The sequence below is a fragment of the Brachybacterium halotolerans subsp. kimchii genome (assembly GCF_020792675.1).
GTDB lineage: Bacteria > Actinomycetota > Actinomycetes > Actinomycetales > Dermabacteraceae > Brachybacterium > Brachybacterium halotolerans.
The window spans coordinates 3,478,070-3,500,645 of record NZ_CP086254.1 but is presented as its reverse complement, the minus strand read 5'-3'; the positions used below and the strand labels follow the sequence as shown (position 1 = coordinate 3,500,645).

The following is a 22,576-nucleotide window of genomic DNA, read 5'->3' as shown; positions in this document are numbered from 1 at the left end:
CGGACCCCTGGGGCCTTGCGCCCGACGTCCATCATAGTTTACCTTTCAAGCACAGAGTTCGTGCAACATTCAAGGAAAGAAGGACGGCACACGATGACTGCTCTCCCCGATGGCGTCTCCCAGGGCACCTGGACGCTGGACGCCTCCCACACCAACGCCGGCTTCACCATCCGCCACGCGGGCATCTCCAAGGTGCGCGGCCACTTCGCGGACGTCACGGGCTCCTTCGTCGCGGGCGCCGACCTCGAGTCCAGCCGCTTCGAGGCCTCCCTGAAGACCGCGTCGATCTCGACCGGCAACCCGGACCGCGACAACCACCTGCGCTCCGGTGACTTCTTCGACGCCGAGACGAACCCGGAGATCACCTTCTCCTCGACGTCCGTCTCCGACGACGAGATCGTGGGCGATCTGACCATCAGCGGCGTCACCAAGTCCATCACCCTCGACTACGACTACGAGGGCGCTGCGACCGACCCCTTCGGCCAGTACCGCGCGGGCTTCACCGCCTCCACCAAGATCTCCCGCAAGGACTTCGGGCTCACCTGGAACGCCGCCCTCGAGGCCGGCGGCGTGCTCGTGGCCGACGAGGTCAAGATCACCATCGAGGCCGAGTTCACCGCTCCCGCCGCTGCGTGATCCCGTGTGCGCGGAGACATCCTGACCGGATGATCGCCTGATCGCCTGATCGCGCGCGTGATCGACTGATCGCGTGATCGGCTCGCCGGGCCTCCGCCCACAGCTGCTGAAGGGCCGTCCACCACCGGGTGGGCGGCCCTTCGTCGTGCGCGGGACCGACGCACGGCCTGTGCGGGGCCGGCGCCGGGCCGATGCAGCGCGGAGCCGATGCAGCGCGGGACGCTCTACGCTGAACGGGTGATGAGCCTCCCCGCCGACCTCCCCCGCCCGCCGCGCACCACGGATCCGGATGCGCGCGTGCTGTACCTCACCCGCCCCGGCTGCCATCTGTGCGACGAGGCGCTGCCCGTCGTCCGTGCAGAGGCCGACCGCGCGGGGACGGTCGTGGAGGTGCGCGACATCGACGAGGACCCCGGTCTGCAGCGCGACTGGAACGAGCACGTGCCGGTGATCGTGGTCGACGGCGCCGTGCGGGCCCGCTACCGCGTCGACGCGTCGTCCCTGCGCTCGGCGCTCAGCCGTCGGCCCTGGTGGAAGAGGATCCTGGGCCGCTGAGCCCGACGGGCCGAGAGGCCCCTCGAACCGGGCGGACCGAGAGGCCCCGCATCGCAACGCACGAGGACCCCGCCGGAGATCCGGCGGGGTCCTCGTGCAGTGATCACCGCGCGGGCCGCGGGGCCCGCATGCGGTCGCGCCCTGGGGGCGCGCAGATCACTTCTTGTTGCGGCGCTGGTGGCGCGTGCGACGAAGCAGCTTGCGGTGCTTCTTCTTCGACATGCGCTTGCGACGCTTCTTGATCACGGAACCCATGGGGACCCCTGTTCTGCAGGCGGATGCCTGCGGTCTCGGACGGAGAGCGGACTGCACGCGGCCCGGCCCACAGGCGGTGCTCCCCGCTCCCGGGGGCGGGATGCGGCGCCCACGCATGAGCACCACGAGTCCAGGGCCCGTGCCACAGTCGACGCCCCACTCTACACGCGCCGAGGGGGTGCGTCCCCGCTCGCCTCTGCGAGATCCGTCGCAGATCTGCGGGCCGCGTCCAGTCTGTCCTGCACGGGGCCGACGACGAGATCGGCCGCGACCTCGTGCACGCGGGCGCGCAGCAGCCGTCGGGCACGAGCCGCGTGGAGGCGCGAGACGAGGGCGGCGAGCGCCCCGCCGAGCACGGCCAGCAGGATCCCCGCCCCCACGCCCAGCACGACGAGCGCCGTGGGCAGGGGGATCGGCACCCACAGCTCGCGGATCATCGGCATCGGCGGCGCCGGGACCTGGAAGAACGCGAGGACAGCATTGAGCACGAGCCAGCCCAGACCCACCACCCAGGCCGCCATCGCGAGCCACTGCAGCACGTCGAGGACGGGCCACCACCAGCCACGGGTGCGGCGCGAGAGGTCCGCGCCGACGACGGCCTGGTCAAGAGCGTCCGGGAGCTCGTCCTCGCGCGAGCGGGCGGAGCGGCGCACCGCCGCGCGCCACGGGTCGGAGCCCTCGTGGCTGACGGTGTCGGCGAATCCGCGCAGGCCCTCGGAGGCGCGGGCCGAGGTCGCCGCGTCGGGCACGGGCAGCGAGGACCGCGCCTCTGCGCCCCGGCCGCCGCCTGATGCGTCGGCCCCGAGGTGGAGGCGACCCAGCGGGTCCGGGCGCACGCGCCGGAGCCATCGCACGACGGGCCAGCCGCTGCGCGCGTCGGCGCGATGCCGGTAGGCCTTCCCCACGGCCTCGGCCACGGGCTCGATGCGGGCGGCGGCCCCGAGGGCGTCCTCGAGCGAGCGCTCGGCGGCCGGAGACACGCGGTCCGGCAGACCCGAGGGATCCGCGGCCCCGCGCAGCTCCAGGGCGGCTTCCCGCAGGTCGGCGCGCCGGCGCATGGCGATCGCCTCACGCGCCTGGGCGACGGCCGCGAAGCGGGAGCGGACGTCCGCGAGGCCTGCGCCGGTCTGCGCGGAGACCGCGAGGACGGGCGCGTGCTCGAGGCCGTCCCGTCGCACGATCTGCTCGAGGGAGGCGCGCACGCTCTCGCGCTCGTCCTCGCGCACGGTGTCGATCTGGTTGAGCAGCACGAGCGTGACGGCGTCGTGGCCGGCGAAGGGCTCGACGAAGTCGCGGTGCAGCACCCGGTCGGCGTACTTCTGCGGGTCCGTGACCCACACGAGCACGTCGACCATGCCGGTCATGCGCTCGGCGATGTCGCGGTGGGCCTCCTGGATGGAGTCGAGGTCGGGCAGGTCCAGCAGCACCATGCCCGCGGCAGGTCCCGCTCCGGAGGCACTGCCGGCACGGCCGGCTCGGGCGGCGCGCCCGGCGCCGTCCGCGGCCGCCCGCGCGAGCGCGTCGTGCAGCGGACCACCCTGCACCCCGTGGCGATCGGCGACCTCGAGCCAGTCCAGGAGGGCGTCCGCCCCGGCGGGGTCGAGCACCGCGGCGTGCGGGTCGCGCGTCGTCGGCCGACGCACCGCCGCCGGCGAGATCTCCTCCCCCACCAGGGTGTTCATGAGCGAGGACTTGCCGGATCCGGTCGCGCCGAAGAAGCCGATCACGGTGTGCTCGGCCGAGAGCGCGGTGCGCGCATCGAGCCGCTCGAGCATCTTCCCGGCCGCATCGAGGGCGTCCGCCGGGGCGATGCCCTCGAGATCCTCGCGGGCCCGCACGAGGGCGTCCCGGCGCTCGGCCACGGTCGCGAGGGCCTCCTCGGATCCGGCGCGGGCGCCGCGCGGGGTGCGGGAGGTGCGCCGGCTCATGCGGGTTCCTCCCCGGTCGTGGGTTCGTGACTCGGGTGCTCCTGGGTCGGGTGCTCCTGGGTCGTGGTCTCAGGCACCGTCCGGCCGCCCGTCGCCTGCTCGGCGCGGGTCCGGATGTCGGCGGCGAGCGCTGCCGCCCCGCGCGCGTCGGCCCGCAGGGCTGCGGGCTCCGTGCCCTCGGGCACGGCGTCCAGGCGCTCACGGAAGGGCTCGGCGCGCTCGGCGACGAGTCCCTCGAGCCGCGCGGCGAGGCTCTCGCGGGCCACACGGGCCAGTCTCCGCACGGCGTCCTCGCCGAAGATCGTCTCGAGCAGCTTCTGGCCGACGATCGCGGTCGCGGCGCCCGTGCCGACCTCCAGGCCGGTGGGGATGAAGGCCGTGGAGGCGAAGACGACGACCATGAGCGCGACCCCCACGGCGTTCACGCCGAGGGACAGGATGCGGGCCTTCGTGCGACGATCCGCGCCCTCGCTGCGCACGAGCTCGAGCACGTCCCCCTGCCAGTCGCGCACGGCCCGGGCCACCTGCTGCTCGTAGCCGGGCTCCATGCGGGAGAGGTCCGCACCCTCCACGAGGGGGCGTCCAGCGGGGTGCGAGCGCCATGCCTGCTCGACGTGCTCGGCGCCGCGCGCGGTCTCGTCGACCACCACGTGGACGAGCCCCGTCTCGAGGGCGTCCTGGGCCGCGACGGCGGGTCTGCCCTCGCCGCGCAGCGCCCGTCCGAGGCGGTCGCGCACCCGCCCGACGAGGCTCTCGAGCGAGCGGACGATCTCGCCGGTCCCCACGACCTCCTGCCAGCGCGCGAGGACCTCGCCGCGCAGCAGGGACCCGTCGCCCACGGCCGCCTCGATGCGCTCGACGACGTCGGCGAAGGCGTCGTCGACCGCCGCCGCCAGCTCCTCGCGGATCGCGCCCTGCTCCTCGACGCCGGCGGCGACGTCCTGCAGGGTCCCGTCCAGGGAGTCGAGGGCGCCGGCGAGGGTGCGCCGGGCGATCGCGCCGCGTGCGCCCTGGTCCGCGGCGAGCGCGTGCAGCCAGGCGTCGATCTCGCCGACGCGGGCGTGGTCGAGCATCCCCTCGGCCGAGAGCGACGACTCCGGGACGAGGAAGAGCCGGGCGGGCTCGAGCCCGCGGTCCTCCAGCATCGCGCGCAGGTCGGTCTCGAGCTCCTCGGCGATGCCGGGCCGCTCGGGGATGCGGTTCATGACCACGGCGACCGTGGCGTCGGCCTCGACCGCCGTGCGCAGCACCTCCCACGGGACCGCGTCGGCGTAGCGGTTGGCGGTGGTGACGAACAGCCAGAGATCGGCGGCGCGCAGCAGCTGCCGGGCGAGCTCGCGGTTGCCAGCGGCGATCGAGTCGATGTCCGGTGCATCCAGCAGGGCGAGGCCGCGAGGGATCTCGGCGAGGGGGCGCAGCTCGAGCTCGCGCGAGGGCTCGTCCTCGGATCCGGCCGATGGGGCGCCGGCGCCCGCTCCCCCGCGGACGCGGGCGAGGCCGGGCAGGATCCGCGTGCCCTCGAACCAGGGGGCGTCCTCCGGATGGTGCAGCAGCACGGGCCGCCGGGTCGTGGGGCGGATCGCGCCGGCACGGGTGACGGGCCGACCGACCAGGGCGTTCAGCAGTGTCGACTTGCCGGCGCCCGTCGAGCCGCCGACGACCACGAGCAGCGGGGCGTCGACGGATTGCAGGCGCGGGACGAGGTGGTCGGCGAGCTGGCGGGAGGCGGCGGTCACCGCGCTGCGGGTCTGCGCGGCGCCGGGCGCCTCGAAGCCGAGGCGGACCCCGTCGAGATCGGCGGCGAGGTCGTCGAGCACCCGCGTGGCGTCCGGCCGTGGCTCCACCGGCTCGTCCGCCGGGTCGTCCGACGGGGGTCGAGTGGTCATGCGGCCATTCTGGCAGTCGCCGCGCCGCGGGGTCCCTCAGTCGAGGAACGGGTCCAGGCCCCACTCGGGGAAGGCGGAGCGACGGGCGGCCTGGACGGCGCGGTCGAGGTCGTCGGCCGGATCGAAGCCCAGCGACCAGTCGCACACGTCCAGGGGGCGCTGCTCCCCGTACCCCATCTCGGGCGGGGCATCGGGGTCAAGCAGGCCGTGGGCCCGCAGCACCTCGGGGGCGGCGCGGCGGTACGCCTCGGGGACGTCGCCCTCCTCCGGGAGCGGCTCCCCGGTGACCACGGCCACCAGGTGCGCCCAGGAGCGCGGGACCACGTCGGTGACCGCGTACCCGCCGCCGCCGAGGGCGAGCCAGCGCCCGCCCGCGGACTCCTCCGCCACCTCGCGCATGAGCATCATCGCCGCCCGCTGGGCCTCGAGGGTCGCGCGGACGTCGGCGAGCGGGTCCTTGCGGTGGCTGTCGGCGCCGTGCTGGGTGACCAGGAGCGTCGGGCGGACAGCGCGGGCGAGGGCGGGCACGGTCGCGCCGATCGCGCGCACCCAGCCGTCCGCGTCGGTGCGCGGCGGGAGCGGGACGTTGATCGCGCTGCCCAGGGCGCCCGCGCCGCCGGTGTCCTGGACGAAGCCGGTGCCCGGGTAGAGGTGCTCGCCGCTCTCGTGGATCGAGAGGGTGACGGCGCGCGGCTCGTCCCAGAGCGCGCGCTCGACGCCGTCGCCGTGGTGGACGTCGAGGTCGACGTAGAGGATGCGCTCCTCCCCCGCGTCCAGGGCGTGGGCGATCGCGATCGCCGCGTCGTTGTACACGCAGAACCCGGCGGCCTGCGAGGCGCGCGCATGGTGCATGCCGCCGGCGAAGTTCACGGCACGGTCCACCTCGCCGGCGCGGATCGCGTCGACCGCGGCGATCGATCCGCCGACGATGCGGGCGCTCGCGGTGTGCATGCCCTCGAAGGCGGGGACGTCGTCGCCCCCGATGCCGAAGGCGATGAGCGCGTCGTCCCCGCCGTCCTTCCCCGCCCCGGGCTCCGAGGCGCGGCGCACGGCGGCCAGGAACTCCGGGGTGTGCACGCGCAGCAGCTCCGCGTCGTCCGCGACGGGCGCGGGCAGGATCCGCACCCCGGGGCGCGCGAGCAGTCCGCTGGTCTCGGCGAGCAGCCTGGTCAGCTCGAGGCGGACGGGCGACATCGGGTGGTAGGGGCCGAAGTCGTAGGCGAGGAGGGAGTCGTCCCAGACGACACCGGCAGCGGAGGAGCCATGGGGGGCGGAGACCATGCGTGCGAGCGTACCCAGTGCAGGGCCGGACGAGCGCATCGCCGACGTAGACTGCGCGACGGATCAGCGCCTGCGCGGCGGGCGGTTACGGGGGCCCGCGGGCCCCCGGCGCCGCTGGTCGGACAGCGCATACGCGACGGGCACGAGACGCAGGACCGAGACGCAGGACGAGGAGCAGCCGGATGAGCGAGGGCCGGGACGAGGACGGGCGCACAGACCTGTCCGCGGTCTCCCTCTGGCAGCGCATCCGCGAGTTCTCGAGCACCGCGCTCGCGACGGCCGCGAGGACCTCCCCCGCCCGCCTCGCACTGACCGTGTTCACCGCGATGATCGGCCTGGTCACGCTGCTGCTGATGTCCCCGCTCGCGGCGTCCGACGGCCAGGCCACCGACTTCCGCGACGCCGTGTTCACGGCCGTCTCCGCCATCTGCGTGACCGGGCTGACCACGGTCGACACGGCCACGCACTGGTCGACCTTCGGGCTCGTGGTCCTCATGGTCGCGATGAAGATCGGGGGGCTGGGCGTGCTCACCCTCGCCTCGCTGCTGGGGCTGTCGGTGATGCGCTCGATGGGGCTCGCCCAGAGGATCATCACGGCGCGCGAGACCCGCGCCGAGCAGCTCGCCGAGGTGGGCAGCGTGCTGCGCACGATCGTCATCACCTCGACGGCCTTCGAGGTCCTCACCTTCCTCGCGCTCGTGCCGTACATGATCGCGACCGAGCACGGCACCGGCACCTCCGTCTTCTACGGCGCCTTCTACGCGATCAGCGCGTTCAACAACGCGGGCTTCGTGCCCGATCCCGGCGGCATCTCCCAGTACCTGGGCGACCCGTTCTTCTCGATCCCGATCTCGACGGCCGTGTTCATGGGGTCGCTCGGATTCCCCGTGGTGCTCGTGCTGGTCAAGAGGTGGCGCACCCCTCATCACTGGACGCTGCATGCGAAGCTCACCCTCGCGACCTCGGGGATCCTGCTGGTCGCCGGCATGCTCGGCTACCTCGCGATGGAGTGGTCGAACCCGCACACGCTGGGCCGTGAGGACTTCGGCGCAAAGATGTTGGCCTCCCTGTTCGCCTCGGTGATGCCGCGCTCGGGCGGCTTCTCCACGCTCGACATCGCCTCCCTCGAACCCGAGACGCGCCTGTTCACGGACCTGCTCATGTTCATCGGCGGCGGCTCGGGGTCGACGGGCGGCGGCATCAAGGTGACGACGTTCGCGCTGCTCGCGCTCTCGATCGTCGCCGAGGCGCGGGGCGACCGCGACGTCGAGGTGTTCGGGCGTCGGATCCCGCAGGAGACCATCCGCCAGGCGATCGGCGTGCTCGTCATGAGCGCCTCGGTCGTGTTCATCGCGACGTTCCTGACCCTGCAGCTCACGCCGTTCAGCCTGGACCAGGTGCTCTTCGAGGTGCTCTCCGCCTTCGGCACCGTGGGGCTGTCCACGGGCATCACCCCGCATCTCGGCGACGCCGCGAGCTACGTCCTCATCGTGTGCATGTACCTGGGCAGGATCGGGCCGATGACGCTCGGCGCCGCCCTTGCGCTGCGGTCGCGCTCGCGCGTGGTGCGCCTGCCCAGCGAGCGCCCCATCGTCGGCTGATGCAGCCACGCAGCGTCCAGGTCCCCCGTCCCGCAATGCGTTGAGTGCTGCGAAGCGGTCGTTCTGAACGTCCATAACGACCACTGCGCAGCGCTCTAGACTGTTCGCGGCGCTCCGGCGCCGTCCCACCGTCCGCATGTGAGGAGACATCGTGGCCCGTCCCCGTGGCAGCAGCGGAGCCCTGGTCGTGGGCCTGGGCCGCTTCGGAGCCTCCCTGGCCCTGACCCTCGAGGAGCTCGGCACGAACGTGCTCGCGATGGACACGCGCGAGGATCTCGTGCAGGAGTACTCGGGGCGTCTCACCCATGTGGTCGAGGCCGACGGCACGCAGATGGAGGCCCTCGCCCAGGTGGGCGCGGCCGACTTCTCCGTCGCGGTGGTGGGCGTGGGCACGTCCCTCGAGGCGAGCGTGCTGATCACCGCGAACCTCGTGGACCTGGGCAAGCCCGTGATCTGGGCGAAGGCCATCAGCGTGCCGCACGGCAAGATCCTCGAGCGCATCGGCGCCCATCACGTGGTCTTCCCGGAGAAGGATGCCGGTCAGCGCGTCGCGCACCTGGTCAACGGGCGCCTCATCGACTTCATCGAGTTCGACGACGGTTTCGCGATCGTGAAGATGCGCCCGCCGCAGGAGATCATGGGCTTCACCCTGCAGGAGTCCGATATCCGCGCGAAGTACGGCGTGACCGTGGTCGGCGTGAAGTCGCCCGGCCGCGACTTCACCTACGCCGGCCCGGACACCAAGGTCTCCCAGCACGATCTGCTGATCGTGTCCGGGCACACCGAGCTCATCGAGCGCTTCTCCAACCGCCCCTGAGGCGGACCGGCCGGCGAGAGGGCCGGCCGATCCGAGACGGGTCAGCCCGCCGACTCGGAGCAGGCGGGCCGCCCGGCCGGGTCACTCCCCCGACATGGCCCGGGACTTGCGCGCCGCGGCGTCCATGGCGCCGGCGAGCGCCGGGCGGATGCCGCCGCGCTCGAGCGCCGCGATGCCCTCCGCGGTGGTGCCGCCGGGGCTCATCACCGCGCTGCGCGCGACGGCCGGGTGCTGGCCGGTCTCCTGCAGAAGGGTCGCGGCGCCGCGCACGGTCTGGAGGATCACGCGCGTGGCCTCCGGGCGCGGGATCCCCTGGCGCACGGCCTCGTCGATCATCGCGTCGACGACGGTGAACACGAACGCGCTCGCGCTGCCCGCGGCGCCGATCATCGCGTGGCCCTTCTCCTCGGGCAGGTCCACGACGATCCCGGCGGCCGAGAGCAGCGCGCGGGCCAGCTCGACCGAGGACCCGGTCGCGTCGTCGGACGCCATGAGGTGGGTGACGCCCTCCCCCACGGACATCGGGGTGTTGGGCATCGCGCGCACGACCTGCGTGTGCCCGCCGAGCGCCTTGGTGAGCGCCGCGAGGCTGGTGCCGGCCGCGAGGCAGATGACCAGGGTGTCCTCGGCCAGCGCGGAGCGCACCTCGGGCATCACCGCGTCGAGCTGGTAGGGCTTCACGCCGAGCACGACGACGTCCGACCCGCTCAGGTCCGACAGCGATCCGGCGGTGGCGCCGAGCTCGTCGGCCGCGCGCCGGGAGGAGGCGTCCGAGGAGTTCACGACGCGCAGGTTCTGCGGCGCGACGCCCGCGGCGAGCATCGCCCGCACGAACGCTCCGCCCATGTTGCCGGCGCCCAGCACGCTCACCGTCACGGCGGAGAGATCGGGCGTCCCGTCGGATGCGGCGTGCGAGGTGGCAGGGGTGGTCTCGGGGCTCGTCTGATCCGTCATGCCTCCCACTCTAGGGGCCGGATCCGACATGCCCGATCGGCGACCATCCCCCGCCCCGCCCGTCCTGCCCGTCCTCGATCAGCGCCCGTACACTGCCCAGCATGCCCCTGCCCGTGCGACAGCTCTCCGCCGTGCTCGATGCCCTCCCGGGGCCCGTGCGCCGCAAGATCGTCTGGTGCGCCGTGCGCCTCAGCCAGCCGCGCTTCCTGGTCAGCGTGTGCGCGGTGCTGCGGACGGCCGACGGACGGGTGCTGCTGTTCGAGCACCGCTTCTGGGAGGACGGCCGCTGGGGCGTGCCCTCGGGGCACATGCTCCCCGGCGAGACGCCGCAGGCCGCCGCGGCACGGGAGCTGCGCGAGGAGTCGGGGCTGCGGTCCACGGATCTGCGCGTGATCGACGTGGTCGGCGGGCAGCGCCATCGCGTGGAGATCTGGCTGCGCGGGTCGATCGACATCGACGAGGCCCCGGGTCAGGACGTCCTGCAGGCGCGGGAGATCTGCCGCGCCGCCCTGCTCCCTCCCGAGCAGGCCGTGCGCGTGGCCCGGCCCGGTCAGGCGCGCGTGCTGCGCGCGATCCTCGCGCGCGAGGAGGACGGCGGCAGTCCTCGCCCGTGCACCCCGGGCTGAGACGCCGCCGAGGAGTCACGGCTCGGGAGCCCCGGTTCAGGCCCCGGTGCCCCAGTGCGGCGGCACGTCGCGGAGGATCTCGGCGTCGTGGCCGGAGCGCTCCTCCGCCTCGGGCGCGTCCTCTGAGGCGCGATCCGGGATCAGCGGTCGCTCGTCACCGCGGCGCGGGGCACGGGCGCCGTCGCTGCGGGCGTCGCCCGACCGTTCGTCGTCGTCCCACGGGATGGGCTTCCCGGTGAGGGAGGAGATCACGACGCGGCCCGACCTGCGGTCCGCGCCGTGCGCACCCTGGGTCACTGCCGCTCCTGGAAGCGGCGGATCGCGCTGCTGACGGAGACGTCCAGGAGCACGGAGCGCTGGGTGAAGCCGAGGAAGCTGCGGACCTCGGCGGCCAGGTGGTCCTCGAGGCGGGCGCGGCCGTCGGAGGCGATGTACTCGACGACCGAGTCGAAGTCCTCGCTCGCGTAGAACTCGAGCGGATGGCCTGCGGGGATCTGCGGCCGGGGCAGACGGTGGCGGGCGCCGCCGGCTCCCTCGAGCGCGGCCTGCTCGGCCTCCTCGCGGTAGAGCATGAGCGCGCGCTCGACGCCGCGGCGGATGCGCTCCGCCTCGCCGTCGGGGTCGATGAACAGCGCCCACGACCACACGCGCTCGGTCGCCCAGCCCGAGGCCTCGAGGCGCTCGGCCCGCAGCCGGTCGCGCTCGCGTTGGCTCGCGGTCGCGACGTACCTCTCGCCGTCGGTGTCGACCGCGAGCAGGTAGCGGCCGGGAAGATCCGGATGCCCGAGCGCGAGGTCGATCCGGTCCGAGGTCACCCCGAAGTCGGTGTCGACCACGAGACCGAGCCGCCAGAGACGATCCGCCAGGTCATTGACCAGGGCGTTGGTCTCGAGGACGTGGGCGACGGGCTCGTCCTGCGACGGCTCGTCCTGCCCGGACCCGTCCTGCGCAGTGTCTTCCTTCGTGGACTCGTCCCGCGCGGCATCCTGAGAAGCGGCGTCCCGGACGTCGGCGACCTTCCCATCGGCCTTCTCGTCGGTGACGCCGGACTCGTCGCCGGAAGTGGCCGCAGCGGTGCTGTCCGCGTCTGCGGATGCCACCGCCGCCTGCACCTCCGAGCCCTGCGCGGACTCCTCGTCAGATGCGCCATCGGTCTCCGACGGCGTCGCTGCTGCGGCATCGGCATCGGCATCGTCGACGTCGGCGTCGGCGTCGGTCGCACCGTCGTCCGGGGCGACCGACTCGTCCTGGGCGTCGGCGGCGGCGAGCGCCGCCTCGATCTGGGCGTCGACGGAGCTCTCGGTCTCCTCCGCGGCCGACGCGGGCGAGCTCGCCGACGCGGCCGACGACGCGGAGGCCGCCGAGGTCGAGGCCGGGGTCTCGGCCGCCGGTGGCCCGGCGGCATCCGACGCCTCGAGGTCGGCGTCGGCGCCGCCGTGGAGCACGGTGAGCATGGCGCGCAGGTCACGCGCGCCCTCGGACTTCAGACGCGAGGGATCGAGGTCCTCGACGTCGAAGGCGGAGACCACCGTCGTGCGTCCGCGGGAACGGGTGAGCACGGTGGCGAGCGCCTTGCGCCCGTCGGGCGCGGAGAGCGGACCGAAGCGGTGCAGCAGCCGCCCGTGCGGGGTCTTGCCGAAGCCGAGCGAGACGATCACCTCGTCGCGCACCACGCCGGAGGCGCGGGAGGCGGGCAGCACCGTGAAGTACTCGCGGCTGGCAGCGTCGAAGAACTCGCGCAGGCCGGGCACCACGGAGACGGTGTGCATGATGCGCTCCATGACCTTGCGGGCGTGCTCCGCGGTCAGGGTGAAGACCGCGAGCGAGAGCTCGGGCCGGTGGCGGGCGTGCTCGATGACCAGGTCGGTCACGCGGCGCAGCTCGGCCTCCGTGCTCTCGACGAGCTCGGTGCCTGTGGGCACGGCGCCGCGGCCGTTCTCGACGACGACGAGACGGTCGGGGTCGGGGGCCGACGGGCTGGGCGTGGAGACGACCTCGCCCACGAGCGACCGGCGCTGGGCGAAGGCGCGCAGCACGGAGCCGGCGGGCCGCGGATCGCGGTGGAGGGCGATGTGCGGGGCGACCTGCAGCATGTCGTCGAGCAGGACGGGCCCCTCGACCTCGGCGTGGTCGAGCACGTCGCCGAGGACGACGACCTGGTCGGCCCGGGCGATCGCGGGCAGCGCGGCCGCGGTCGGGAGGCGCCCGCCGTCGGCGACGATGACCATGTCGAAGTGGCGCCCGCGCGGGACCACCTGCGGCACCAGGTACGGGGAGGCGAGCCAGGTGGGGCGCGCGGCGAACAGGATGTCCTCGTACTTCGCGGCGAGGTCGCGCACGGAGACGGTCGATGAGCGGGCGAGCTCGGCGATCGCCGCGCGCGAGGTGTCGGGGAAGGACATCATCGTGGAGACGAGGCGGTCGTCGGAGGCGCCGCGCACCCGGTAGGAGGCGCGCTCCATGTGCTGGGCGTCCAGGCGCCGGAAGCGCTCGGCGACCTGCGACAGCCCCGTCCCGTCGTACTGGGAGATGGTGGGCTCGGCGCGGGCGATGAGCTCGAGGACGCTCTGCCACCAGGCGAGGTCGAGCTCGGCGGCGACATGCTTCTCGCGGACGCCGCGCGCACGCAGGTCCTCGACGAGGTCGCCCAGGCCGTCGGCCGCGAGCGAGCGCAGCAGGGTGGTGCGGCGCGGCAGCTCGGCCAGGTCGTCGCGGTCCGCGAACAGGGCGTCGGCCCGCTCGGCGAGATCGTCGACGTCCGTGCGGGCGAGCGCCCCGCCGGCGGGCGTGCCCTCCAGCAGCACGGCGAGCTCGTCGCACAGGGACTGCATGGACTCCGCGGTCTGCGCGCAGTTCTCGAGCTTCTCGGGGACCGACGGGGCGGAGCCGCTGCCGCCGTCGGCCGCCCTCCACTCCTCGCGCACGGAGCGCACGGTGCGCAACGCCTCGTGGAGGTCGGGGGCGAGCGAGGCCGGGCGCTGGAGCGCGGCGGCCTCCTTGCGCAGTCGCCGACGGGTCGTGAAGGACATGACCACGCCGTGCTCGCGCCGCCAGTCCTTGGTGGCGGTCGCGGCGATGAGGTCGTCCAGCGGGGCCGCGAACACCGCCCCCTGGAACACGGAGAGAGCCCCGCGGACCTTCGAGAGCAGCTGCAGCCGGGCGATCAGCGCCTCGAGGGTGCGTGCGGGGGCGAGACCGATCTCGCCGCCGGTGCGCTCGATCGCGCGCCGCAGCTGCGGGAGCTGCTTCTCGCGCAGGCGCTCGACGAGGGCGAGGGCGCGCTCCGCCTGCGTGTCGGTGGTGATGGGGGCGCCGTACCAGGCGGTGTCCTCGGGGCCGATGGACAGCACGCCCAGGCGGGCGGCCTCGCGCAGCGACTCCGCCCCGCGCTCCCGGTCCTCGCCGACCATGGTCGCGGCGACATCGGCACCCAGTCGCACCTCCGTGCGGGGCGCGGGACGCATGCGAGTGAGCGCGGCGAGCGCCGAGAGAGCGTCGTGCGCGGAGGCGTTCCAGGGCTGCTGGACGCGGTGCATGGCCTCGACGTGCCCGGTGAGGATGCTGCGAGCCTCGGCGAGCTCCTCGGGCTCGGCGGTGGAGACCGGGGAGGAGAAGGAGCCGGCGCGCCGCAGGCTCTGCAGCAGCGCGGCCGAGGCGTTGCGCTGGAGGGACGGGTCCGGCGAGAGGTCGAACACGAGGTCCTCGAGGCCGCGCTCGCGGGCGAGGGCGGCGATGTGCGCGAGGTTCGCCCGGCGCTGGGAGACCACGAGCACGCTGCGGCCGCGCGCATTCGCCTCCGCAGCGAGGTCGACGACGAGGTCGATGGGGTCGGTGCCGGGAGGGGTGCTCACCGCGAGGTGGCCGCCGGCCAGAACCTGCGCGAGGACGCGCATGCGGTCCGGGGGCAGGGAGGTGACCATCTCGGACTCGGCGGGGGCGGAGGGCTCGTGGGCGCTCTCCCCCTCGGTGCCGCGCGTCCCGCCGGGGGCCGGACGATCGGCGGACGGCGAACCCGGGGACGCAGACCCGTCGGCCGAGGGGGCGAGGGCGGTGCGGGCCTCGGTGTCGCCGGCGAGGGCGGCGACGAGGTCGCTGTCGGCCCAGTCGGGGGCATCGGTGCGCAGGTCGTCGACGAGCTGGCCGGCGGCGTCCATGAGGTTGCCGACCACGAGCGCCTGGGCGACGCGGAAGCCGGGCAGAGGCTGGCCGAGCGACTTGAAGGCGTCGATCACCGGCGTCGGATCGAAGCCGTAGGGGCCCTCCGTGGTCGCGAGCAGGGCGCGCGCGTCCACGGCGATGCCTGCCTCGCGCAGGGCGCGCAGCAGGATGGGGTTCACGTCCACGGTCGCGTCGAGATCCAGATCGACGTCCTCGCGCGCGCTGCCGCGCAGGCGCAGGGTGATGGGCCGCACCAGCACCGGGGCGTGGTAGGGTTCTCCGCCCTCCTCGGGGATCCAGGTCGCCTCGCCGATGCCGAGGTGACAGGTGGACAGCCCGACCTCCTCGGCCTGGCGCTCGGCGATCTCGCGGATCGCCCGCGCCTCGGCGCGGGCGTCGGCGAGCGCACCGACCTCGCGGACCAGGGACGACAGGCGTGTGGGGCCGCGGCCGGCGAGGAGCTGGGCGAGTCCCGAGGGGTGGGAGTGGGTCAGGTCCAGCACGTGCTCGCCCGCGCGCATGCGGGTGAGGAAGGAGGGCTCGGCGCGGGTGCCGGCGATCTGCAGGATCCAGCGGTCCAGGGCGCTGCCGACGCGGTCGGCACGGCTCAGCGGGCGGTCGTCCACGCGGCGGCGAGGCAGGGCGTCCTCGTCCTGGAGGGGGGCGATGTCGGCGCCCGCGGGGTCGAGGCGGTGGTCGACGGAATAGGCGAAGCCCTCGGCGCCGTCGGAGGCGTTCGCGCTCGCGGCGCTGGCGGCGCTCGCACCGCTCGCCGCGGAGCGGCCGCGCCTGTTCGCGGCCCCGGTACGGGCGGTCGAGGCGGCGGGACCGGCGTCCTCGCCGGACGAGGTCGCCTCGTCCGGGGCGCCCGGTGCGCTCTCCTGCTCCTCGGTGCGCTTCTTCCCACGCAGCAGTCTCCACATGGAACCCCACGCTACCGGCCGGACACGACGGTGACGCGGAGGCGTGCCGTGCGCGGCGACGCAGGTCGGGCCGGGCGCATCACACGCAGTTCACCCGGGCCCCGGTCGGCTCCGGCGGACCCTATCGGACTCCGGGCGGTCCTCACGCCTCGTGCAGGCGCACCTCGTGCTCGGCGAGATGCTCGCGCAGCTCCCCCGGGACGTCGCCGGCGATCACGAGGTCGGTGAGCGCGGCGACCGGGCAGATGCCCGCGAGGGCCCGCAGCCCGAACTTGTCGGCCGTGGCGAGGCCGACGACCCGCCGCGAATGCCCGATCATCGTGCGGGTCACCCCCGCTTCGGCATCGGCGTTGCAGGTGAGCCCGGCATCGATGTCGAGGCCGATCATGCCCACGAACATGGTGTCCAGCCACAGGTCGCGCATGGTGGCGGTCGCGAGCGGCCCGGTGAGCTCGAAGGAGTACGGCTCGGCGACGCCGCCGAGCACGACGGTGCGCACGGCGGGGCGCAGCACGGCCTCGGTCGCGATGTTCAGGGCCGCGCAGACGACGGTGAGCCCGGGCGTGCCGTCCTTCGCGTCGAGATCGGGGCGGGAGACGGCCCGACGGGCCGTGCTCGTGGTCGAGCGCCCGCCGTTGAAGCCGACGATCTGGCCGGGGCGGATCATCTCCGCGGCGACGGCCGCCACGCGCTCGCGGTCGGCGGAGGCGCCGTCCTTCTCCCGCGGGGTAGTCGCGAGCGAGTAGGCCACGTCGATCGCGACGATGCCGCCGTGGGTGCGGCGCGCGAGCTGGGCGCGCTCCATCTCGACGAAGTCGCGGCGGACCGTGGACTCGCTGATCCCCAGCTCGCGAGCCACTTCGGTCACGCTCAGGCTGCGGTGGGTCGCGAGCATCGCGAGCACACGGTCCCAGCGCCCGCTCTTGTCCTTGGGGGGTGTCACAGCGGCCGGCGACGCACCCGGGTCGATCGTTTCCATGCACCAATCATGCCTGTGATTGGCAGGAATGCGCGCCAAATGCTCACGGACCGTCAGATGGGCGGTGTGTTCGGTCGATACCTGGCACGTCGGCCGCTCCGGCTCCTAGCCTGATCCCGTCGCTCCGTCCGGAGCGCGACGCCGAACGAGAGGAGTTTCCCCATGGGTCTCAACGACGCTTTCGACAAGGCCAAGGACGCCGCATCCGACAACAAGGACAAGATCGGCGAGGGCATCGACGGTGCCTCGGAGAAGGCGCAGGATGCCGCTCCCGATCAGTTCGACGGCGCCATCGGCGATGCGGCCGACAAGGCGAAGGACGGCCTCGGCAATCTCTGATCCGAGTTCTTCCCACGGCTGATGAGCCGTCGGCACGGCGCCGGACCTTCGGGTCCGGCGCCGTTCGCATGTGCGGGGGCAGGGACGCCGTGACGAGGAGGCGCCGATGTGAGCGGTGCCGATGAACCCTAAGAGGCGCCGACGCCTCAGGGGGCCTGGAGCTCCGGTCGATCGGTGAGCACGGGCAGCGTGGATCGCGCCTCGGCCACGACCTCGGCGTCGACCTCGACGAGGAGCAGCTCCTCCGCCTCGCCAGCGGCGGCGATCACCGCGCCGAGCGGTGAGATGGCGACGCTGCCGCCGACTCCGCGCGCCGCCTTCCCGCTCCAACCGCGAGCCGGCACCTGGTCCGCGGCCAGCAGCAGACTGGTCGAGTCCAGCGCCCGTGCGCGCTGCAGCACCCGCAGCTGATCGGCCTTCCCCTCCCCCGCTCCCCACGCCATGGGGACCACGATCACCTGCGCGCCCGCCCCCGCGAGCGCCACGAACTGCTCGGGGAAGCGGATGTCGTAGCAGGTGGCGAGGCCCACACGCACCCCGTCGACGTCGACCGAGACGAGCGTGTCGCCGGGTGCGATGGTCTCCGACTCGCGGGCGCCGAAGGCGTCGTAGAGGTGGATCTTGCGGTAGTCCGCGCGCAGGTCGCGGCCGCGGACGATCACCGTGTTGTGCACCCGGCCGTCGGCGGCCAGCGTGAAGGATCCGGCGACGGCCACCAGATCATGCCTCTGCGCGGTCGCGGTGATCGCCTCGTCGAAGGCACCGGCGTGATCGCGCGCAGCGGCGCCGAGATCCGTGCCGAAGGGGGCGAGAGCGGCCTCAGGCAGCACCACGAGCCGCGCATCCGCCGCAGCCGCCTCGTCGAGGGCGCGCACGGCGCGCTCGGTCGCGCGCGAGGGGTCCTCGTCGACGGCGTACTGGGCGAGGGCGACGGTCAGGGTGGAGGTGCTCACGCTTCGATCCTGCCATGCGCCCGGGCGGAGGTCCCGGGCCCTCCGTACCGTAGGATGGTCGGCGGTTCCGCCCCCGTAGCTCAGGGGATAGAGCACCGCTCTCCTAAAGCGGGTGTCGCGCGTTCGAATCGCGCCGGGGGCACCAGAGAAACAGCAGGTCAATCAGTCGTTGCGGCGCAGCACGTTCTCGTCGTCGCTATTGTGTCCGGGTGGGCATCGTGATCGAGTTCGTGCTGAGTCTGCTCGGAGACTTCATATTCGCGCGCGGCCGCGCGAAGAAGCGGAACGGCCGCGCCGAGGACTGACCAGGCAGCTTGCCACGGTGGCAGACATGAGCAAGGACGGTCTGCGCCTGCTGTGGCTGAAAGTGATCGCCCGACCAGTGGTGCTGGTCGTGCTCCTGTGGCTGTGGTGGCCCGGTGAACGGCTCCTGCACTCGTGGATGAGTCAGCTCGCCCTCGTGCTCGTCATCGTGGCCTCGATCTTCTGGCTGCGACTCTTCGTCGCAGACCTCCGAGCGCTCGTCAGCGCGTACACGCAACGGGACGGCACAGCCGACCCGCGCGGCGCGGAATCGCCTGCGGCGGACGACTGAGACCTCCGCCCTCCGGCTGAGCGGTGCCGCCCGCCCACCGCATCACGACGATCCCGGGGCGGGTGTCACCGGCGCCGCACCGGCCTGCGCACCACGGCGAGCAGCACCGCACCCACCACGATGATCCCCGCGCCGACGCCGGTCATCACGGTCGCGCGCGGCGCGATGTCGGCGCTTAAGCGTGCCTCGAAGCCCTGGACGATCGGCCCCAGGAACCCCGCGCCGTCGATCGACGCAGGGACGAGGGCTCCGATGCCGGCGGCGAGCAGCAGACCGATCGCGCCCGCCACGAGGGTCGCGATGCCGGCGCCCAGCAGAGCAGCCCGCCTGCGATCGGCGACGATCAGTGCGAGCACCATGAGCACGATCATCACCGGCAGCGCCCAGGACGCGTGCGGGAGCACCTGAGCGGCCGCGCGCAGAGCGGGGAGGTCGGGGATCGTGGTGAGGGTGGCCGTGGGATGGTCGGGACGGGGCAGGGTGATCCCGAAGGGCAGCTTCTCCTCGATCGGATCCATCAGGGAGTCGACGGCGGGCGAGAGGTCGACCTCGATGGGAGTGTCGCCCGAGGCGAAGAGCCCGTCGTGCACCGAGCCCATCGAGTCGTCCCACATCTCCTGGTAGGCCGACGTGGTCGTGAAGGAGGCCGCCTGCTCCTTGGCGTAGGGCGCGACCGCGCCGCGCACCGAGGAGGGGATCACGTCGCTCGAGAGCAGCTCGTCGACCGCGGCATCGGTGAGTGCGTGCTGGGTCGAGGCGTCCTCCCCCATCGGCTCGGCGATCTCGAGGAAGCCGTCGCGGTCGACCACGTGGTCCTGCAGCCAGGTGCCCGGCAGCCAGCTCGCGCCGACCACGGCGGCGAGGACGAGCAGCAGGACGCTCGCCGTCTGTCGCAGTGCGCTCATCTCTTGGCCTCCTCTGGGGAACGTTCACGCGTCCGGTCAGGCATCGCGCAAGGGTCGCACGTCGACCTGGATCCGCGCCCGGTCCGCACGGGTTCTCCCCGGACGCACGTCGGCCCCGCACCCAGGGGTGCGGGGCCGACGTGCGACGCGGGGGATGTCAGGGATGATCAGTGGGTGTACGTGACGTACGTCCAGGAGCCCGAGTAGATGTGTCGCTCGGTCGTGCCGACGCGCTTGTTGCCGGCGTCGATCAGCATGTCGCCGCCCGCGTAGATGGCCACGTGGCCGGGCTTGCGCATGAGGTCGCCGGGGCGCGCCTCGGACTTGGAGATCACGCGACCGCCGGCGGCCTGGGCCGAGTCGGTGCGGGGGATGCTGATGCCGTTCTGCGCGTAGACCCACTGGGTGAAGCCCGAGCAGTCCCAGCCGCTCGTGCTGGTCCCGCCGAACACGTAGGGGGTGCCGATGCCGCTCCGGGCCGTGGAGAGGATGCCGTTGCCCGAGGCGCTCGAGGCGGCGGGGGCGCTGGACGTCTTCTCCGAGGAGCTCGACGACTTCTTGGAGGAGGAGCTGCTCGAGGAGGACGAGCTCGAGCTGGAGGAGCTCGAGTGCGAGGAGCTGCTCGAGGTCGACTGCGAGGAGGTGCTCTCCTGCGACTGGTCGTCCTGCTGGTCCTGGGACTGGTCGTCCTGGGCCTGATCGTTCTGGGCGGCCCGGTCGGCGGCGGCCTTCTCCTTGGCCTCCTGCTCGGCGCGCTCGGCGGCGGCCTTCTCCTCGGCCTTGCGGGCCTTCTCCTGGAGCTCGGCAGCGGACTGCGTCTGCATCGAGCCCTTGACCTTGGAGGTGTCGAGGACCGAGTCGGAATTCTGCGTGTCCTTGCTGCTCTTCACAGACTTCAGCTGGACCGACTCGGCCTTGGGCGCGGGCAGCACGGCCGGGGCGGCGTTCCCCTGGGCCTGCGCGGCGCCGTCGGCCTGGGTCGAGCCGTCGGCCGTGGCGGCGGCGGACCCGCCGAACAGCATGGTGGCGGCGATCGCAGCGCCGGCGGCGGTGCGGCCGGCGCGGACGGCCGGCGTCACCGGGCGCATGGCTCGGCGGTGCGTGTTCATCGCGGTCTTCGACACGTGAGGGCTCCCCTGGGCCTCCGCCGGAGCGGAGATTCGGCTTCGTCTTCAGTTGCCCGATCCGAAGCGCTGCGCGCCGAACTCGGTGGGCGTCGGCCGATCGTTCCGCGATCGGCACGCCCTCGACCCTAAGGACTCCTGAACGCCCGCACCCAGTGTCCTGAGAAGGTCTGGGGAAGACCTTGCCGACTCTTTACTCGGTCGCCGCGGGGGTCACCACGAGCTGACCGGCGGTGTCCTCGTCGATGATGATCGGCTCGGCACCGTCGCCCTGCAGCCGGAAGCCGGACTGCGTCCGCTCCGCCCGGAAGGTCTCGCCCGGGAGGATGCCGTGACCAGCGAGATCGCGCAGGAGGTCGACGTCGGTCTGGGCCGTCTCGCCGATCCGACGAAGACGGAGCTCGAGCGAACCCGAGCCGCCCAGCGCGCGGTCCAGGGTGCCGTGCCAGCTTGCCGAATCTTGACCTTCGGGGGTGACGCCCGTCTCGCCGGACGTGTCGATCCCGAGCTCGGCGAGACCCGGGATGGGGTTGCCGTAGGGGTCGATGAAGGGCGCGGCGATCTGCTGGGCGATGCGCGTCTCGACCTCGCGGCTCATGACGTGCTCCCAGCGGCAGGCCTCCTCGTGGACCAGCTCGAAGGGCAGCCCGACCTGCTCGATGAGGTGGCGCTCCGCGAGACGGTGCTTGCGCATCACGTCGGTCGCGATGGCCTGGCCCTTGTCCGTGAGCATGATGCGGCGCTCGTCGTCGAGGTGCAGGAGGCCGTCGCGCTCCATGCGGGCGACGGTCTGCGAGACCGTCGGCCCCGAGTGCCCGAGCCGATCCGCGATCCGGGCGCGCATCGGGGGGATGCCCGCCTCATGAAGCTCGAACACCGTCTTGAGATACATCTCGGTGGTGTCGACAAGATCGCTGCTCATGGATGCTGCTCCGTTCCTGGTTCCTCCGACGGGCTCTACCGTACCTGTTCAGACCGACACTCCCCCAGCGATTGCGCTGTCGGCCGACGCGCACGCCGGCGTGCGTCCGCCGGCCGGGACCTTGGGTCCCGTCCTGACCCGTCCCGTCACGCCCCAGACGCACGGACGGGCGGGCACCCGCTGGGGTGCCCGCCCGTCCGTCGGCCGCATGACCCGGTCGGGCCCGAGCGGCCGGAGCCGCTCTCAGGCCTGGGCCGAGATGATCTCGCGCATGAGGTCGGCCGTCTCGGTCGGGGTCTTGCCGACCTTCACGCCCGCGGCCTCGAGGGCCTCCTTCTTCGCCTGCGCGGTGCCGGCGGAGCCGGAGACGATCGCGCCCGCGTGGCCCATGGTCTTGCCCTCGGGGGCGGTGAAGCCCGCGACGTAGCCGACCACCGGCTTGGACATGTTGTCCTTGATGTACGCGGCCGCGCGCTCCTCGGCGTCGCCGCCGATCTCGCCGATCATCACGACGCCCACGGTGTCGGGGTCGTTCTCGAACGCCTCGAGGGCGTCGATATGGGTGGTGCCGATGACCGGGTCGCCGCCGATGCCGATGCACGTGGTGAAGCCGAGGTCGGCCAGCTCGTACATCATCTGGTAGGTCAGCGTGCCGGACTTCGAGACCAGGCCCAGCTTGCCGGGGCCGGTGATGTTCGCCGGGGTGATGCCCGCGTTGGACTTCCCGGGGCTGATCAGACCCGGGCAGTTCGGCCCGATGATCCGGGTGGTGCCCTTGTCCTTCGCGTAGTTGAAGAACTCTGCGGAGTCCTTCACCGGGATGCCCTCGGTGATGACCACGAGCAGCGGCATCGCGGCGTCGATGGCCTCGATCGCGGCGGACTTGGCGAACTTCGGCGGCACGAAGACCACGGAGACGTTCGCGCCGGTGGCCTCCATGGCCTCCGCGACGGATCCGAAGACGGGGACCTCGTGGCCGCCCTCGAAGGACACGGTCTGACCGGCCTTGCGGGGGTTCACGCCGCCGACCACGTTCGTGCCGGAGTCGAGCATGCGCTGGGAGTGCTTCATGCCCTCCGAGCCCGTCATGCCCTGGACGATGACCTTGCTGTTCTCATCGAGGAAGATCGACATGACGG

At 73.2% G+C, this 22,576-nt stretch carries 20 protein-coding genes and 1 tRNA gene; 8 read left to right on the top strand and 13 right to left on the bottom strand.

Going from position 1 to position 22,576, the window contains the following annotated elements:
* Positions 1–93 precede the first annotated feature (93 nt).
* Both Bra3105_RS15615 and Bra3105_RS15610 read left to right on the top strand, forming a co-directional pair.
* Entirely contained in the window at positions 94–636 is a 543-nt protein-coding gene (locus Bra3105_RS15615; protein ID WP_228357634.1) for a YceI family protein, read from the top strand.
* Between the two features lie 240 nt (positions 637–876).
* A complete protein-coding gene (locus Bra3105_RS15610) occupies positions 877–1,191 on the top strand; it encodes a glutaredoxin family protein (RefSeq protein ID WP_228359676.1) in 315 nt (104 codons plus the stop codon).
* 156 nt (positions 1,192–1,347) lie between these two features.
* Here Bra3105_RS15610 and Bra3105_RS15605 read toward each other — a convergent pair whose 3' ends face one another.
* The 4 genes from Bra3105_RS15605 to Bra3105_RS15590 form a co-directional block, all read right to left on the bottom strand.
* Positions 1,348–1,446: a 30S ribosomal protein bS22 gene (locus Bra3105_RS15605; RefSeq protein WP_109274628.1), complete on the bottom strand. Its 99-nt coding sequence runs from the start codon at positions 1,444–1,446 to the stop codon at positions 1,348–1,350.
* 161 nt (positions 1,447–1,607) lie between these two features.
* Positions 1,608–3,374: a GTPase gene (locus tag Bra3105_RS15600; RefSeq protein WP_228357633.1), complete on the bottom strand. Its 1,767-nt coding sequence runs from the start codon at positions 3,372–3,374 to the stop codon at positions 1,608–1,610.
* On the bottom strand, positions 3,371–5,260 hold the full coding sequence (locus Bra3105_RS15595; protein ID WP_228357632.1) for a dynamin family protein: 1,890 nt from the start codon (positions 5,258–5,260) through the stop codon (positions 3,371–3,373). Before Bra3105_RS15595 ends, Bra3105_RS15600 begins: the two co-directional genes overlap by 4 nt.
* Positions 5,261–5,296: 36 nt before the next feature.
* On the bottom strand, positions 5,297–6,541 hold the full coding sequence (locus tag Bra3105_RS15590; protein ID WP_228357631.1) for an acetoin utilization protein AcuC: 1,245 nt from the start codon (positions 6,539–6,541) through the stop codon (positions 5,297–5,299).
* 182 nt (positions 6,542–6,723) lie between these two features.
* Here Bra3105_RS15590 and Bra3105_RS15585 point away from each other — a divergent pair, with 182 nt between their 5' ends.
* Together Bra3105_RS15585 and Bra3105_RS15580 are read left to right on the top strand one after the other, a co-directional pair.
* The gene (locus Bra3105_RS15585; protein WP_200501917.1) at positions 6,724–8,142 is read left to right on the top strand and encodes a TrkH family potassium uptake protein; all 1,419 of its coding nucleotides are present in this window, start codon (positions 6,724–6,726) and stop codon (positions 8,140–8,142) included.
* Positions 8,143–8,293: 151 nt separating this feature from the next.
* On the top strand, positions 8,294–8,959 hold the full coding sequence (locus Bra3105_RS15580) for a potassium channel family protein (RefSeq protein ID WP_152351722.1): 666 nt from the start codon (positions 8,294–8,296) through the stop codon (positions 8,957–8,959).
* An 81-nt stretch (positions 8,960–9,040) separates the two neighbouring features.
* Here Bra3105_RS15580 and proC read toward each other — a convergent pair whose 3' ends face one another.
* Positions 9,041–9,913, bottom strand: coding sequence for a pyrroline-5-carboxylate reductase (gene proC / locus Bra3105_RS15575; RefSeq protein ID WP_228357630.1), 873 nt, complete (start codon positions 9,911–9,913; stop codon positions 9,041–9,043).
* Positions 9,914–10,014: 101 nt separating this feature from the next.
* Here proC and Bra3105_RS15570 point away from each other — a divergent pair, with 101 nt between their 5' ends.
* The gene (locus Bra3105_RS15570) at positions 10,015–10,539 is read left to right on the top strand and encodes an NUDIX hydrolase (protein ID WP_200501919.1); all 525 of its coding nucleotides are present in this window, start codon (positions 10,015–10,017) and stop codon (positions 10,537–10,539) included.
* A gap of 36 nt (positions 10,540–10,575) precedes the next feature.
* On the opposite strand, the gene Bra3105_RS15565 is transcribed toward Bra3105_RS15570, so the two are convergent.
* From Bra3105_RS15565 to Bra3105_RS15555, 3 genes are all read right to left on the bottom strand, one after another.
* Positions 10,576–10,836: a hypothetical protein gene (locus Bra3105_RS15565; RefSeq protein WP_200501920.1), complete on the bottom strand. Its 261-nt coding sequence runs from the start codon at positions 10,834–10,836 to the stop codon at positions 10,576–10,578.
* Positions 10,833–15,620: a hypothetical protein gene (locus tag Bra3105_RS15560; RefSeq protein WP_228357629.1), complete on the bottom strand. Its 4,788-nt coding sequence runs from the start codon at positions 15,618–15,620 to the stop codon at positions 10,833–10,835. Before Bra3105_RS15560 ends, Bra3105_RS15565 begins: the two co-directional genes overlap by 4 nt.
* Positions 15,621–15,762: 142 nt before the next feature.
* Entirely contained in the window at positions 15,763–16,599 is an 837-nt protein-coding gene (locus Bra3105_RS15555; RefSeq protein ID WP_228357628.1) for a DeoR/GlpR family DNA-binding transcription regulator, read from the bottom strand.
* A 162-nt stretch (positions 16,600–16,761) separates the two neighbouring features.
* Here Bra3105_RS15555 and Bra3105_RS15550 point away from each other — a divergent pair, with 162 nt between their 5' ends.
* Positions 16,762–16,938: an Rv0909 family putative TA system antitoxin gene (locus tag Bra3105_RS15550; RefSeq protein WP_228357627.1), complete on the top strand. Its 177-nt coding sequence runs from the start codon at positions 16,762–16,764 to the stop codon at positions 16,936–16,938.
* Positions 16,939–17,084: 146 nt separating this feature from the next.
* Here the strand turns inward: Bra3105_RS15550 and Bra3105_RS15545 are convergent, their stop codons facing one another.
* Complete coding sequence (locus Bra3105_RS15545) at positions 17,085–17,891, bottom strand: nitrilase-related carbon-nitrogen hydrolase (RefSeq protein WP_228357626.1); 807 nt, start codon at positions 17,889–17,891, stop codon at positions 17,085–17,087.
* Positions 17,892–17,960: 69 nt separating this feature from the next.
* On the opposite strand from Bra3105_RS15545, the gene Bra3105_RS15540 reads away from it, so the two are divergent.
* Positions 17,961–18,036 (top strand) — tRNA-Arg (locus Bra3105_RS15540).
* A 186-nt stretch (positions 18,037–18,222) separates the two neighbouring features.
* The gene (locus tag Bra3105_RS15535; protein ID WP_228357625.1) at positions 18,223–18,486 is read left to right on the top strand and encodes a hypothetical protein; all 264 of its coding nucleotides are present in this window, start codon (positions 18,223–18,225) and stop codon (positions 18,484–18,486) included.
* A gap of 65 nt (positions 18,487–18,551) precedes the next feature.
* Here the strand turns inward: Bra3105_RS15535 and Bra3105_RS15530 are convergent, their stop codons facing one another.
* The 4 genes from Bra3105_RS15530 to sucD all read right to left on the bottom strand — a co-directional run bounded on the left by Bra3105_RS15530 (position 18,552) and on the right by sucD (position 22,571).
* Entirely contained in the window at positions 18,552–19,391 is an 840-nt protein-coding gene (locus Bra3105_RS15530) for a hypothetical protein (RefSeq protein ID WP_228357624.1), read from the bottom strand.
* A gap of 167 nt (positions 19,392–19,558) precedes the next feature.
* Positions 19,559–20,515, bottom strand: coding sequence for a C40 family peptidase (locus Bra3105_RS15525; RefSeq protein ID WP_228357623.1), 957 nt, complete (start codon positions 20,513–20,515; stop codon positions 19,559–19,561).
* 193 nt (positions 20,516–20,708) lie between these two features.
* Complete coding sequence (locus tag Bra3105_RS15520; protein ID WP_228357622.1) at positions 20,709–21,437, bottom strand: metal-dependent transcriptional regulator; 729 nt, start codon at positions 21,435–21,437, stop codon at positions 20,709–20,711.
* Between the two features lie 243 nt (positions 21,438–21,680).
* Positions 21,681–22,571, bottom strand: coding sequence for a succinate--CoA ligase subunit alpha (sucD, locus tag Bra3105_RS15515; RefSeq protein ID WP_228357621.1), 891 nt, complete (start codon positions 22,569–22,571; stop codon positions 21,681–21,683).
* Between the last annotated feature and the right edge of the window lie 5 nt (positions 22,572–22,576).